This window comes from Streptomyces sp. NPDC054770 (genome assembly GCF_053611985.1).
Genome location: NZ_JBSHBL010000008.1, coordinates 148,080 through 161,814, shown reverse-complemented (window position 1 = coordinate 161,814; position 13,735 = coordinate 148,080). Strand labels below are relative to the sequence as shown.

The 13,735-nt window shown below is 70.6% G+C and carries 15 protein-coding genes; 9 read left to right on the top strand and 6 right to left on the bottom strand.

The window, feature by feature from the left end:
* Window positions 1-11 precede the first annotated feature (11 nt).
* Window positions 12-1,121: an acyl-CoA dehydrogenase family protein gene (locus ACWGKQ_RS10695; protein ID WP_453291517.1), complete on the bottom strand. Its 1,110-nt coding sequence runs from the start codon at window positions 1,119-1,121 to the stop codon at window positions 12-14.
* 401 nt (window positions 1,122-1,522) lie between these two features.
* On the opposite strand from ACWGKQ_RS10695, the gene ACWGKQ_RS10690 reads away from it, so the two are divergent.
* The 5 genes from ACWGKQ_RS10690 to ACWGKQ_RS10670 all read left to right on the top strand — a co-directional run bounded on the left by ACWGKQ_RS10690 (window position 1,523) and on the right by ACWGKQ_RS10670 (window position 4,747).
* Complete coding sequence (locus ACWGKQ_RS10690) at window positions 1,523-2,356, top strand: PIG-L family deacetylase (RefSeq protein WP_453291516.1); 834 nt, start codon at window positions 1,523-1,525, stop codon at window positions 2,354-2,356.
* Window positions 2,357-2,468: 112 nt separating this feature from the next.
* A complete protein-coding gene (locus ACWGKQ_RS10685; RefSeq protein ID WP_453291515.1) occupies window positions 2,469-3,032 on the top strand; it encodes a hypothetical protein in 564 nt (187 codons plus the stop codon).
* Entirely contained in the window at window positions 2,953-3,159 is a 207-nt protein-coding gene (locus ACWGKQ_RS10680; RefSeq protein WP_453291514.1) for a hypothetical protein, read from the top strand. Before ACWGKQ_RS10685 ends, ACWGKQ_RS10680 begins: the two co-directional genes overlap by 80 nt.
* Before the next feature lie 32 nt (window positions 3,160-3,191).
* Complete coding sequence (locus ACWGKQ_RS10675) at window positions 3,192-3,563, top strand: VOC family protein (protein ID WP_453291513.1); 372 nt, start codon at window positions 3,192-3,194, stop codon at window positions 3,561-3,563.
* 131 nt (window positions 3,564-3,694) lie between these two features.
* Window positions 3,695-4,747 (top strand): fatty acid desaturase family protein, encoded by a 1,053-nt coding sequence (locus ACWGKQ_RS10670; protein ID WP_453291512.1) that lies wholly within the window; start codon window positions 3,695-3,697, stop codon window positions 4,745-4,747.
* Between the two features lie 116 nt (window positions 4,748-4,863).
* On the opposite strand, the gene ACWGKQ_RS10665 is transcribed toward ACWGKQ_RS10670, so the two are convergent.
* The 5 genes from ACWGKQ_RS10665 to ACWGKQ_RS10645 all read right to left on the bottom strand — a co-directional run bounded on the left by ACWGKQ_RS10665 (window position 4,864) and on the right by ACWGKQ_RS10645 (window position 9,199).
* Window positions 4,864-5,469, bottom strand: coding sequence for a hypothetical protein (locus ACWGKQ_RS10665; RefSeq protein WP_453291511.1), 606 nt, complete (start codon window positions 5,467-5,469; stop codon window positions 4,864-4,866).
* Window positions 5,466-6,041 (bottom strand): RNA polymerase sigma factor, encoded by a 576-nt coding sequence (locus ACWGKQ_RS10660; RefSeq protein WP_453291554.1) that lies wholly within the window; start codon window positions 6,039-6,041, stop codon window positions 5,466-5,468. Before ACWGKQ_RS10660 ends, ACWGKQ_RS10665 begins: the two co-directional genes overlap by 4 nt.
* A 150-nt stretch (window positions 6,042-6,191) precedes the next feature.
* Window positions 6,192-7,274, bottom strand: a complete 1,083-nt coding sequence (locus tag ACWGKQ_RS10655; protein WP_453291510.1) for a hypothetical protein — start codon at window positions 7,272-7,274, stop codon at window positions 6,192-6,194.
* A gap of 47 nt (window positions 7,275-7,321) precedes the next feature.
* The gene (locus ACWGKQ_RS10650) at window positions 7,322-8,467 is read right to left on the bottom strand and encodes an SPFH domain-containing protein (RefSeq protein ID WP_453291509.1); all 1,146 of its coding nucleotides are present in this window, start codon (window positions 8,465-8,467) and stop codon (window positions 7,322-7,324) included.
* A gap of 279 nt (window positions 8,468-8,746) precedes the next feature.
* On the bottom strand, window positions 8,747-9,199 hold the full coding sequence (locus ACWGKQ_RS10645; RefSeq protein WP_453291508.1) for a MarR family winged helix-turn-helix transcriptional regulator: 453 nt from the start codon (window positions 9,197-9,199) through the stop codon (window positions 8,747-8,749).
* Window positions 9,200-9,406: 207 nt separating this feature from the next.
* On the opposite strand from ACWGKQ_RS10645, the gene ACWGKQ_RS10640 reads away from it, so the two are divergent.
* The 4 genes from ACWGKQ_RS10640 (at window position 9,407) to ACWGKQ_RS10625 (ending at window position 13,623) form a co-directional block, all read left to right on the top strand.
* A complete protein-coding gene (locus ACWGKQ_RS10640) occupies window positions 9,407-10,141 on the top strand; it encodes an acetoacetate decarboxylase (RefSeq protein WP_453291507.1) in 735 nt (244 codons plus the stop codon).
* A gap of 37 nt (window positions 10,142-10,178) precedes the next feature.
* Window positions 10,179-11,132, top strand: a complete 954-nt coding sequence (locus ACWGKQ_RS10635; protein ID WP_453291506.1) for a 3-hydroxyacyl-CoA dehydrogenase NAD-binding domain-containing protein — start codon at window positions 10,179-10,181, stop codon at window positions 11,130-11,132.
* Window positions 11,133-11,240: 108 nt separating this feature from the next.
* Window positions 11,241-12,770: a CoA transferase gene (locus ACWGKQ_RS10630; protein WP_453291505.1), complete on the top strand. Its 1,530-nt coding sequence runs from the start codon at window positions 11,241-11,243 to the stop codon at window positions 12,768-12,770.
* 412 nt (window positions 12,771-13,182) lie between these two features.
* Window positions 13,183-13,623 (top strand): DUF3761 domain-containing protein, encoded by a 441-nt coding sequence (locus ACWGKQ_RS10625; protein ID WP_453291504.1) that lies wholly within the window; start codon window positions 13,183-13,185, stop codon window positions 13,621-13,623.
* Window positions 13,624-13,735 lie beyond the last annotated feature (112 nt).

The following is a 13,735-nucleotide window of genomic DNA, read 5'->3' as shown; positions in this document are numbered from 1 at the left end:
GGGCCTGCCTTTCACAGGTAGCCGGGGAAGGGCTGGACGCCCGTGAGGACCGCGCCGGCGCCGTCGTACATGCCCTCCTGGAGGAAGGCGTGCTGCGGTACGACCGACGCGTCGCGCAGGTGGCGCTGGAGGGGGCTGCCGTCGGCGATGGCGCCGATGCCGCCGAGCTGGTAGGCCGCCCGGACCACCTCGAAGGAGGTCTTGGCGAGGTGCGCGGAGGCCAGGCGCAGCGCGCTCGCCTGTACGTCCGTCGCCGGGTCGCCGGCCTCGACGGTGGCCCACGCCTCCTCGGTGGCCTCGTAGAAGAAGGCCCGTGCCGACCGGAGCTGTGCCTCGGCCTGGCCGACCGCGATGCGGTAGGTGGCACGTTCGGCGGGTTTGGGGGCGCCGGTGTAGCCGGGGCGGCCGCCCTGAGCGACGACGTGGTCGAGGGCGGCACGCGCCACGCCGAGGCCGACGACGGCCAGCACCTGGGAGGCGTAGGGGACGGTCGGATAGCGGTACAGCGGTTCGTCCACGGTGGGCTCGCCGCCGCGCACGAACGTCCACTCCTTCGGTACGACGGCTCCGTCCACGACCAGGTCGTGGCTGCCGGTGCCGCGCATGCCGATGACGTCCCAGTTCTCGGCGATCTCCACCTGGTCGGGCCGCAGCACGGCGGTCAGGGGCCGGCCGGCCCGGTCCTCGCCCGCCTTGATGCCGACGCCGAGCACGTCCGCGCCCTTGCAGCCGCTGGCGAACTTCCAGCGGCCCGAGATCCGGTAGCCGCCGTCGACGCGTTCCGCGGGCTGCACCGGGAAGAGGCCGCCGGCGAAGGCGACGTCCGGGCCGTCCGCGTACAGCTCGGCCTGGGTGTCGAGCGGCAGGGCGGCCAGGTAGACAGAGGCCGAGCCGAAGCTCGCGACCCAGCCGGCCGAGCCGTCGACCTCCGATATCCGCTCGATGAGCCGAAGGAATTCGGCGGGCGGCAGACAGGTGCCTCCGAAACGCTTCGGAACGCCCGCCCGGTAGATTCCCGCACGCTTGAATTCAGCGATCGCGTCCGGCGGGACGTGCCGTTTCTCCTCGAACTCGGCCCGCCGTCCGGCCACCAGTGCCAACAGCTGATCGAAATGCGCCATGAGGGAATCTCCTCGTATTGCCCGGCGGTTCTCTCTCCCGCCACACCATCACGCTAGGCTCGACGACTTGTCGTACACCATCGGGAATTGACCGCGTGCCGTAGGGGAAATCCCCTACGCGTCGGCATGATCCCGGATCTGCGACGAGCCGGCGCTTTTGCGCAGGCCACGGCCCGGGGCGGCCCGTGTCCGGCGGGAACAGCCTGGCGGGTCGGCACTGTTGCACCGGCCGGGGGACCACCGCGCGGGCAGGGAACACGGAGACCGAAAGATCGTCCGACCCGACGTGACCGGTGAGCCCTCGGGTCCGCGGTACACCCGGTCGTCTGCTATTGAGGACGCCCGGCCATGTGCCCGCCGCGGACTCGGACCGAGGCCCATTCACCCAGGAGGACTGCTTCATGAACGACCGGCCCTTGACGCTCATGGCGGTACACGCCCACCCCGACGACGAGGCCACCGGAACGGGAGGCGTCCTCGCCCAGTACGCGGCGGAGGGCATCCGCACGGTCCTCGTGACGTGTACCGACGGCGGTTGCGGTGACGGACCAGGGGGTGTCAAGCCGGGCGATCCCGGGCACGATCCGGCGGCCGTCGCCGAGATGCGGCGTCAGGAACTCAAGGCGAGCTGCGACATCCTGAAGATCAGCCACCTGGAACTGCTGGACTACGCCGACTCCGGAATGATGGGCTGGCCGGCCAACGACGCTCCCGGATCCTTCTGGCGGACCCCGGTGGAGGAGGGCGCCGCCCGGCTCGCGGAACTCCTGCTGCGCTACCGACCCGATGTGGTCGTCACCTACGACGAGAACGGCTTCTACGGCCACCCCGACCACATCCAGGCCAACCGCGTCACGATGGCGGCGCTGGCGATGACCGCGCAGACCCCGAAGGTGTACTGGACGACGGCGCCCCGCTCGATGATGCAGCGGTTCGCGGAGGCCATGCGTGAGTTCGGTGCGGACGCACCGGAGCCGGATCCCGCCGAGGCCGCCGCGCTGGCGGAGATCGGACTCCCCGACGAGGAGATCACCACCTGGGTCGACACCAGCGCGTTCGGCGCCCAGAAGTTCGACGCGCTGGCCGCGCACGCCAGCCAGGGCGACAACATCTTCTTCCTCAGGATGGGCCAGGAGCGGTTCACCGAGTTGATGGGCGTCGAGACCTTCGTACGCGTCCAGGACACCACCGGCGCGGCCGTGCCCGAGAACGACCTCTTCGCCGGCCTGCGCTGATCCGCCCGCCCACCGGGCCGGAGAAGGCTCATGGCGGGCTCCGTCGGCCCTGGTCGACATCGATGGGCCGATGTCACACCGATCGCGGTCGAGACGCCGGTAGGGTCCTTGCATGGCTGATCGTCGTCTCGACCTGATCTGTGAGATCGAGCCGCCCACTCGTCCCGATCTGACCCGGGTCCGCCATCAGATCGGTGTGCTGAGCCCGATCGCCGACTCGTTCCTGATCCCCGACAACCACATCGGCCGGGCGACGGTGTCGAGCGTCGCGGTGGCCCATGAGGTGCAGGCCATGGGCGCGCGCTCGATCGCCTGCCTGAACTCGCGGGATCGCAACCTGCCGGGCTTCCGGCGCGATCTGCTGACGGCCGCCGCCTACGGGGTGGAGCGGTTCTTGTTCGTCCACGGCGACAAGCCCACGGCGGGCGGCCGGACCAGCGAGCTGACCGTCCGCGCCATGATCGAGCAGGCGCGGACGGCAGGGGCGGACCCGGCGTTTCGCGGCTGCGCTCCTTTCCAGGTCGGGGTGACCTCCGGACTGCGTCCGCTGCCGGGCTGGAAGAATGCTTCGGGCTTCGTCTTCGTCCAGTGCGGGCATGGCCCGCGACCTCGCGGCGAAGATCCCCGACATCGATATTCCCGGCCAGCTGGTCGCCGCCGTCGAACGCGACCGTGATGCGGGAGTCGCCGCGGCATGTGAGCAGATCCTGGCCATCCGCGACAGCGGTGCCTTCGACGGCGTGCACCTGGTGCCCGTGAGCCGCTATCGGCAGGTCGCCGCGCTACTGGAACGCGAGCTGTGAACACAACGGGCGGAACAGGAATCGGAGAAGCCATGCCCTTGCAGATGACACTGGTCGCGATAACACTCGATTGCCCGGATCCGCCGGCTTTGGCGGCGTTCTACCAGCAGGCCACCGGCCTCGAACCGCATCCGAAGTCGGACGCCGAATTCGCGGGCCTCAATGGTGAGCACGGACTTTTCATCGGCTTTCAACGGGTTGCCGACTACCGGGCTCCCAGCTGGCCCGACCAGGTCGTTCCGCAGCAACTGCACATCTGCTTCAAGATCGAGGGGGGCTTGGACGAGGCGGAGTCCCGGCTGCTGGAGCTGGGGGCGGGCAAGCCGGACCACCAGCCGCACGGGGACAAGGCACGGGTCCTCACCGATCCGGCCGGGCATCCCTTCTGCATCGCCCTGCGCTAGGGGTGACAGAAAAGCCGAGGTCAGCGGCGTGGGAGTGGTGGTAACCCCCGGAGGGGCAGGAGGCGGTCCCCCTTCGGATCCGGTGGCTGCCCCGCTGTCGGCGCGGTGCGGCCGTGCCCAGACTCGGCGGTATGACGTTCTCCATCGACGCTCCCGTCGCCCGTGCGCGGCCCTCCGGTCCCGGCAGCGATTTCGCCAGGCTCTCCCAACGCATCAGCGAGGCAGGCCTGTTGAACCGGCGGCCGGGCTACTACACCGTGCGGCTCGGCCTGGTGATCGCCGCTCTGCTGGGTGGCGGGGCGGCCTTCCTGGCGCTCGGCGACACCTGGTGGCAGCTGGCTGTCGCCGCCGCCATGGCTTTCGTCTTCGGCCAAGTGGCGCTCGTGGCGCACGATCTGGCGCACCGGCAGGTCTTCCGCCGGCGCCGCCCGAGCGAGACCTGGGGCCGCCTCTTCGGCAACCTCGCCATCGGCATGAGCTACGGGTGGTGGATGAACAAGCACACCCGTCACCACGCCAACCCCAACCACGAGGAGCTCGACCCCGACGTCGCTCCGGACATCGTGGTGTGGTCCACCGACCAGGCACGCAACAGCACCGGCTTGGCCCGGTTCATCGGCGGCCACCTGGCGTTCCTGTTCTTCCCGCTGCTGGCGCTGGAGGGTTTCAACCTGCATGTGTCGAGCCTGCGGGCGCTGCGCTCGCCGTCCATGAAGAACCGGGTGCTGGAGGGCGTACTGCTCCTCCTGCACCTGGCGGCCTACCTGTCCGCGCTGTTCCTGGTGCTCTCCCCCGGCAGGGCCGTGGCGTTCCTCGTCGTGCACCAGTGTCTCTTCGGGATCTATCTCGGCTGTACGTTCGCCCCCAACCACAAGGGCATGCCGACCTTCACCGGCGACGAGCGGCCCGACTTCCTGCGGCGTCAGGTGCTCACCTCCCGCAATGTGAGGGGCGGTTGGTTCACGGACCTGATGCTCGGCGGGCTCAACTACCAGATCGAACACCACCTGTTCCCGAGCATGCCCACACCTCATCTGCGACGCGCCCAGGTGATCGTGCGGGAGTACTGCGCGGAGATCGGCGTGCCGTACCACGAGACCGGGCTGCTGCAGTCCTACCGGGAGGCCCTCACCCACCTGCACCGGGTGGGAGAACCCATCAGGCGGCAGCGCAGGGCGTCCTGACGGCTCCCCGACAGCGGCGCCGGCCGCCCGAACCGGCCCGAGCCCACCGCGGCCGTCGGTGGGCTCGGATCGTCCGCGCGGCCGCTTTCCGCTACTTTCCGTGCGGCCGCTCTCCGTTACTTCCCGAATGCCTGGCGGAACTCCTGGACGGTCTCGTCCGAGGCCCCGTTCGCGCCGCACACCGGGACGACGCCGTTCTCGGCGGCCACGATGTACCGCTCACCCGCCGAGAACGTCAGCGTCTCCGGCCGGCTCGTGTCGCTGTCGAGTACGACCGTCTCCTTGTCGCCGCCCTTCAGCCAGTGGTCGACGCGGAAGGTGACCGTGGTGCCCTTGACGGAGGTGACCGTTCCCACGAAGAGGGTCGGGTACCCGCGCAGACTGTCGGGAGTGGGTGCCGCACACTTCTGGCCGCCGAAGCCGCCGGCCGTGGTGAGTGTCAGCGGTCCGGCCGCGGCCGGGTGCCCGTTGCCGTTGTTCGCCATGACTCCTCCGGCGATGCCGCCGCCGAGCAGCAGCAGACCGGCGGCCGCCGCGAGTCCGAGCAGCTGACGGCGGCTCCGTCGCGCAGTCGTCTTCGCGGGGGCCGTGTCGCCGGTCAGCAGTGCGGTGTCGGTGGTCAAGATGTCCTCCACAAGTCGGTCGATGTCGGGCAGCGGAGCATGTGGGGTCAGCGCCGGGTCCGCGGACTTCAGCCGGGCCAGCAACTCGTCGTCGTTCACTGACCGCTCCTTCCTTCATCCCTCTTGTGTCCGGACGGTTCGTCATGCTTTCGCACCAACTGTTCGGCGAGTTTCTTCTTTGCCCGGTGCAGCCGGATGCTCACCGCGTTGGACGTCAGCCCGGTCGCCTCGGCGATCTGCCGGGGCGTCAGCCCCTCCCACGCCCACAGCCGCACCACCTCGCGGTCCAGCGCACCGAGGGCGGCGAGGGCGGCGTGCAGATCGCTGTGGTCGGCGCCTCCGGCCGGCTGCTGCTCCTGCATCCGGATCAACCGATCCACCAGTCGGAGCCGGCGCCCGTCGGCACGGCGGGCATTCGCCAGGCAGCCCCGGGCCACCCCGTAGCACCACGGCAGCACGTCATCGGGGTCGGGCGGGGAACCCGGCGCCGGCCCCAGGCCGGGGACGACGTCGATGCGGCGCCACAGCACCAGCATCGTCTCCGCCAGGATGTCGTCGACCATGTCGGCGCTCGTCCGTCGCAGCAGATACCGGTGCAGGGGTTCCACCACCACGTGCGCCAGTCCTTCGAAGCGCGCCCGCTGCCTCTGGCGCGCCTCGTCCTCCGTCATGGATTCCACAACCCGTCCTGTCCGGCACCGGCCGGATCCTTTCAGGCGAGGACGTACCGACGCATCACGGGTTCACGGCGTCGGCCACGGTCTGCGGCGGCCGTCAGGACGCTCGCGCAACCCGGCCCACCGGGGCAGGCGACGGCGTCCTCAGTGGCGCAGCAGCACCACGAGCAGCACCACCAGGGCGATCAGCAGCGCGCCGGCCACCGACGCCAGGGTGATCTTCACCGCGCTGTACGGCCGTTCGCCGATGACCTCGCCGGTGCGGGCGTTGACCATCACCGGCCACGCCTTGCCTGCGTGGAGGTAGGTCAGGAACCAGACGGGCAGCAGTACCAGCTTGTAGGTGAGACCGCTGTAGGAGGTGGACATCGAGTGCACCCGCTGCTCGTCGCCGCCGATGTCCCGCTTGCAGTCGGCGCGGATCACCGGCGCCATCCGCGCCTTCGCCGCCTCCAGGCCGGCCTCCGGCTCGACGTCGTACCGGACGGTGCGGAAGCCCGCCAGGTACTCGTCCTGGTGGGGCACCGTCTCCTGCAGCGGCCAAGGCGCCAGCTTGTCCAGTTCCTCCACCGGCACCTGGCTGCTGCCGGGCACCAGCACGTCGTCGAAGAACCGGCCGACCGTCCCGGAGGTGTGATGCCAACGGGTGTGCCGCACCTGCCGCTTGCGGCCCTCGGAGTCCTCCTCCTCCACCCAGTAGTGCTCGCCGCGTTCGCCGGTGTACCCGGTGGTGGTCTGCGCGTCGTACGTCCAGTGCGGCAGGTAGCTGCCCCGGAAGGTCTCCGCCTCGGTGACCTTCTTCAACTCGTCGGGCGCGAACCAGCGGGACCTGGTCCACTTGGCCAGCGCGTCACGGGCCTGCTCGCGGCCCACCCCGAAGGGCAGTACCGCCTCGGGTACCACCCGTTCGGTGCCGGAGGCGTCCGCGACCAGCGGTGTGGCGCAGAACGGGCACTTGTCGCTGAGCGTGTCGCTCTCCGTCACCGCGTGGCAGCCGGGGCAGGTGTACACCTTCACCCGGCCCGCCGCGGCTGCCCGGCGGGGCAGCGCGGCCAGCTCCTCGATCGGGTGCTCGGTCACCTGCCGCGGTATCGGCGTGATGTCCTGTTCGTGCTTGCAGTACGGGCAGCGCAGCGCGTACGTCCCGGGCGCGTACTCGCAGACCCCGCCGCACGCCTCGCACTGGAACGCCCGGTCGGGCGCCGGCGCGACATCCTGATCCGTCAACTCACTTCTCCTTGTGCCCTGTTGCCGGGAGTTCCGGGTGGCGGATCTCAGCCCTGCGGGGGCAGCGGCGGCGGGACGTCGGCGAGCAGCGACGCCAGCTCCGGTACCTGGTCCGCGGGCTGCCAGGCGGCCTGCCCGCTGTGCCAGACCAGCGTCGTACGGGTCAGGTTGCCGGCCGCCACCTGCCCGGCCAGCGCGCTCTCGTCGTACGGGCCCTGCTGCTGTCCGCCGACCGCGAGGAACCAGCGCGGCGCGGTCGGCAGCGGCGGCGGGACGTCGGCGGGAGCGGGGGCGGAGGCGGGCTGTGCCGGGGCCTGCGCTGCCGGGGCCGGGACCGAGGGAGCCGCCGCACCGGACGTGCTCTGCACGATCCGCTGGCCGAGCGCCATGCCCACGCCCAGCCCGAGGGCCTCGCCGCCGGTGCCGGGGTTGGCGGCGGCGATCGGGATCGCGTCGGCCGCCTGCAGTTTGGCGTAGTCGTCCAGGTTGCCGGTGATCGTCATCCGGGAGCGGGTGTCGATCGCCGCCTCCACCTCCGGCGGGACGCTGATGTTCTCGATGTAGAACCGGGGGATGGCGATGCCGGTGGAGGACAGCTCCAGGGTCAGCGCCTTGGCCAGCTGCTGCCCGATGCCGTCCTGCCGGGCGGCGAGGTCAAGGAGCGGCACCCCGGACGAGCCCAGCGCGGAGCCCAGCTTGGAGACGATCAGCTGCCGCAGGTGTTCGCCGACCTCCTCGGTGCGGAACTGCGGGTCGGTGCCGACCAGTTCGCGCAGCAGCGCGGCGGCGTCCACCACCTTGGCGGCGAAGGTGCCGAAGGCGCGGACCCGGACCATGCCGAATTCGGCGTCCCGCAGGATCACCGGGTTCTGGGTGCCCCACTTGAAGTCGGTGAACTGCCGGGTGGTGACGAAGTAGACCTCGGCCTTGAACGGCGACTCGAAGCCGTGCTTCCAGCCCTTGAGCGTGGACAGGACCGGCATGTTCTGGGTGGAGAGGGTGTACGTGCCGGGCTCGTAGACGTCGGCCAGCCGCCCCTCGTTGACGAAGACGGCGACCTGCGACTCGCGCACCACGAGCCGGGCGCCCATCTTGATCTCGTTGCCGTAGCGCGGGAAGCGCCACACGATGGTGTCCCGGCCGTCGTCGGTCCACTCGATGATGTCGATGAACTCACCGCGGATGCGGTCCATCAGCCCCACGACAATCCCCCACTCCCCGCGTTCTCGGAGACCGCCGCTCCCCGGTCGGTCCTGGGACAGCGACCGCGCGGCGATCAAGCGATCAGCCGACAGTATGCCCAATACGGTCAGCGTGGGCTACGGGTGGGTGCGCACCCCCGGCCCGCCCACGCTCCGCACCCCCGGCCCGCCCACGCTCCGCACGCCCGGACGGGCGGACGGGCGGTGCATCGGCCTTCCGGGACGGCGCGAGCGCCGAGTGCGCGGCGTCGATGGCCGCCGCGTCGGCGGTCACTCGTGGCCGGGGTCCTCCGGAAGGGCGGAGGCGGCCGCGTTGTAGCGGGCGAGCAGGCCGCGCAGGGTCCGGACCTCGTGCCGGGTCCAGCCTTCGGTGCGCTTGTCCACCTCGCGGTGCATGAGGGCGTCGGCGCGGGCAAGGAGTTCCCGGCCCTGGTCGCTGACGCGCAGCAGCTGGCCGCGGCGGTTGTCCGGCGCGGGCCCGCGCACCACGAGGCCGGCCCGGTGCAGCGCGGCGACCTGCCGGCTGATCGTGGACTTGTTGATGCCGTAGAGGCCGACCAGGTCCGCCGCTCGGGCCCCGTCGCGCTCGGCGATCTCGGACAGCAGGGAGTAGTCGACGAAGCTCAGGTCCGGGTGGAGCCGTTCGGCGTTGGCCCGGAACCGGCGGGAGAGCGTCATCATCTCGCGGACCAGCCCCGGGATGCCCAGGTCGACATCGCTCACCTGCATGTCCTTCCCTTCGGGGCCACGGGCTCGGGACCCGTTACGTGATCATATGCACACCCGTCCATCGTAAGTTGCATTTTGCATCATTGGTACGGAGAGTTACATTCGAAGTGTTGCAGAATGCAACCACCCCAGGAGGGGAACGCACTACTTCGTCCCGTACCGCCCGATGCGGTACAGGGGCCGGAAAGACAGGCGAGAGCCATGCGAGCCGAGGACGTCGTCCGTGTCCCGACCACACCACTGGATGCTCCGGCCTTCCCCATGGGCCCGTACCGGTTCACGGACCGCGAGTACCTGAACATCACCTACCGGACCGATCCCGAGGCCCTGAAGCGCGTCGTGCCGGAGCCGCTGCGGGTGGTGGAGCCGCTGGTCCGCTTCGAGGTCATGCGGATGCCGGACGTCACAGGTCTGGGCGACTACACGGAGTCCGGCCAGCTCGCCGTCGTCGAGTACGAGGGCGAGACGGGCGAGTACCACCTGTCGATGTACGTGGACAACTTCCCGGCCATCGCCGCCGGACGCGAGATCAGCGCCTTCCCCAAGAAGCTCGGCCGGCCTCGGCTCCACGTCGATCACGACACCCTGGTCGGCACCCTCGACTACGGCTCGCTGCCGGTCGCCCGCGCGACCATGGGCTACAAGCACGCGCCCCTGGCCGCGGAGACGGCACGCGACGAGCTCACCCGGCCGGCCTTCATGCTCAAGAAGCTCCCGCACTACGACGGGTCGCCGCGCATCTGCGAACTCGTCCGCACCCAGATCGGCGACCTCACCGTCAAGGGTTCCTGGAGCGGTCCCGCCCGGCTGCAGCTCTTCGCCCACGCCCTGGCCCCGCTCGCGGACCTGCCGGTCCTGGAGGTGGTCTCCGTCTCCCACATCCTCACCGACCTGACCCTGGGCCGGGCCGAGGTCGTCCACGACTACCTGGCCTGATCCGGGCCACCGCACTCACGCACAGAAAGGCTCCCCCATGCCCGAGAACGCCGGCATCGCCGGGATCCGCACCGCCACCGTGGTCGGGGCGGGTGTCATCGGCGCCTCCTGGGCGGCACTGTTCCTGGCCCGCGGACTGTCCGTCACCGTCAGCGACCCCCAGCCGGACGTCCGGGAAGCCGTGCGCGCCCAGATCGCCGAGACCGCGCCCGCACTGGCGGAGCTCGGGCTGGACACCACGGACCTCACCGCCCGCCTCGCCTTCGAGCCCGATCTCGCCACCGCGGTCCGCGAGGCGGACCTCATACAGGAGAACGGACCGGAGCGGCTGGACGTCAAGCACGCGATCTGGCGCACCATCGAGGCGAACGCGCCCGCCGGTGCCCTCTTCGCCACCTCCACCTCCGGCATCCCCGCCACCGAGATCGCCACGGTCCTCGAGGCCCCCGAACGACTCGTCGTCGGCCACCCCTTCAACCCGCCGCACCTGGTACCGCTGGTAGAGGTCGTACCGGGCGAGCGGACCTCCGCCGAGACGGCCGACCGCGCGTGCCGTTTCTACCGCGCGCTCGGCAAGCGTCCGCAGGTGCTGCGCAAGGAGGTGCCCGGCTTCGTCGCCAACCGGCTCCAGTCGGCGATCTTCCGCGAGTGCGTGCATCTCGTGACCGAAGGCGTGGTCACCATGCAGGAGCTCGACGACATCGTCACCGCCTCGATCGGCCCGCGATGGGCGGTCGCCGGTCCCTTCCGTTCCTTCCACCTCGGCGGCGGCGAGGGCGGCCTGGCCCACTTCATGGACCACCTCGGCCCGGGCATGGAGAGCCGCTGGGCCGCCATGGCCGAGGAGGAGGTCGCCTTCGACGGGCCGACCAGGCGGCTGCTGACCGAACAGGCGCAGGACTTCACAGGCACCGTCGGCGAACTCGCCGCCGAACGCGACCGCAAGCAGACCGCCGTCATACGCGCCCTCACCGAGACCCCTGGCGTCTGACGCCTGACGCCTGACGCCTGACGCCTAGGGAGTCCGCCCCCCCCCACACCGCACTCCGCCTCACCACCTCCCCCCACCCCCCACCTCGCAGCAAAGGTTGTCGCCCCCATGAGTACCGACGAACTCACCGTCCGCATCCGCGAGGCCCTCGCCCGTCCGCTGACCGGTGCCGACGGCTTCGACATCCACCAGGCTCTGCGGGACGTCCTCGCCCCGGCCGGCCTGCGCCCCGAGGACAGCGGCGGAAGGATCACGTTCATCGGCAGCGACCCGATCGTCCCGAGCGTCATGCGCCTGGGCGCCGTCCCCGCGCTCGGCCTGACGGCCAAGTCCGTCGCCCTGGCCGCGCTCTGGCGGCAACGCGGCGGCGAGGGCCAGGACATCACGATGGACCTGCGCAAGGCCCCGCACCGGCTCTGCCCCTTCTACGACCAGAAGTGGGAACTCCTCAACGGCTACCCGGGCGGCAACTCCTCCGATCCGGACAGTCCCTTCGGCTTCGGCTTCTACCGGACCCGCGACAACCGCTGGGTGATGCCGCTCAACCCCTACCCGAAGATCAGGAACGCCGTCTACAGGCTGCTGCGCACCTGGCCCGAGAAGCAGGCCGTCGCGGACGCCATCGCCCAGTGGGACGCCGCCGACCTGGAGCAGGCCGGCGACGAGGCCGGTGTGGTCATGCCGATGCTGCGCACCACCGCGGAGTTCCTCCGGCATCCGGCGTACGAGTACATCGCCCGGGAACCGCTCATCAGGATCGAGAAGATCGGCGACAGCGAGCCCGAACCCCTCCCGGCCGCCGCCGACCAGCCGCTCTCCGGCGTACGCGCCCTGGGCATGGGCCACGTCATCGCCGGCGCCGGCGTCGGCCGGGACCTGGCCCAGCACGGCGCCGACGTACTGAACATCTGGCGCCCCAACGAACTCGAGCACGACTCCACGTACAACACCGCCAACGTCGGTGTCCGCTCCACCACCCTCGACCCCTACAGCCCGGAGGGACGCGCGAGGATCCACGGCCTGCTTCGCGACGCCGACGTCTTCTACGCCAACCGGCGCCCCGGCTACCTGGACCGGATCGGCCTGAGCGCCGAGGAGACCGCGGCCGTCCGCCCCGGCATCATCCACGTCAGCATCACGCTCGCGGGCGACACCGGCCCATGGGCCCACCGCGTCGGCTTCGACCAGACTGCGGGCGCGCTCACCGGCATCATGCTCATGGAGGGCGAGGACGGCGTCACCGCCGGGCCGACCAGCCAGCCGGCCCTGCCGTACATCAACGTCGTCAACGACTACGTCCTGTCCTGGCTGGCCACCACCGGCACCCTCGCCGCCCTCATGCGCCGCGCCACCGAAGGCGGCAGCTACCGCATCACCCTCAACCTCACCCGCATCGCCACGTGGATCCTCAGCCTCGGCCTCGTCGACCGCACCCACGCCCACGAAACCGCCCTCGACCCGGACCCCGGCTCCCCGCACGCCTACCTGGACCCGGACACCTTCACCGCGGACACCCCCTGCGGCCGCTACCAGGGCGTCACCGACCAGGTCATCATGTCCAAAACCCCCGGCCGCTTCCGCGACACCCTGCTCCCCCGCGGCAGCAGCGCCCCGCTCTGGCTCCCCCGCCACAGCTGACCGTCGCCGCTACGACCCCGCGCAAATTGCCCGACCAGGATCGACCGGAACCATCGCTCCAGGACGACCGAACGACTGACAGCCTGATGCCCTGCGGAAGGCGTCTCCACATCGGCCGCGGTGGGTGACACGGACCGTGCCCCGGCCGGCGGGGCTCCTGCGGGCGCGGGGTTGTTCCCACAGACATCCCCGTGACCGGATCCCGCCGCTCGGGCCGCACCAGCGCCGCATCACCGCAACCTTCGCCCAACATTCGGGGCGCATGGGGGGCTTGCATGTTTTCTGGGGATGTTTTGTAAAGTATGCGGCTGCCCCGGGTGCGTGTGTGCCCGGGTGTCCGTCATGGGGGGATCGTCGCGTGAGTCAGTACCAGCCCGGGCCGTGGGCCGTCCGTCCACCTGAGCCTGTCCGCATGCCTGACATTCGCCCACTGCACAAGCGCAAGCGCGTGTGGGTCGGTGGTTTCGTGCTGCTCGCCGTCGGTGCCGCGTTCGGTGGCGGCAGTTCCAGCGCGGCCAGTCCCGCACCGCGCCCCACGGTCACCGTCACCGCGACCGCCATGAAGACGCCGGCGCCGGCCCCGACGGTCACCGTGACGAAGTCGGCGGCGCCGGCCCCCACGGTCACCGTGACCAAGACCGCCAAGCCGGCGTCGGCGACCACGCGCAAGTCAAGTTCCGACTCCTCGGGCAGCGGCAGCGGTGGTTCGTCATCGGGTGGCTCGTCGAGTTCCGGCGGCACGGCTGATTCGGCAGGGGCTACCGCCTTGTGCAATGACGGCACCTACAGCTACGCCGCTCATCACCAGGGAGCGTGCTCCCATCACGGCGGTGTCGCCGTCTTCTACAGATAGCAGCCGCTGCGACTGCGGTCGGGCGAAATACTCGGCGAGAGCAGTGTGCTGCGTGCGGAAGGCAGGAACGGAGAGGAACCATGGCTTTCGGCTTTCGTGTGGGTGTGCCGGG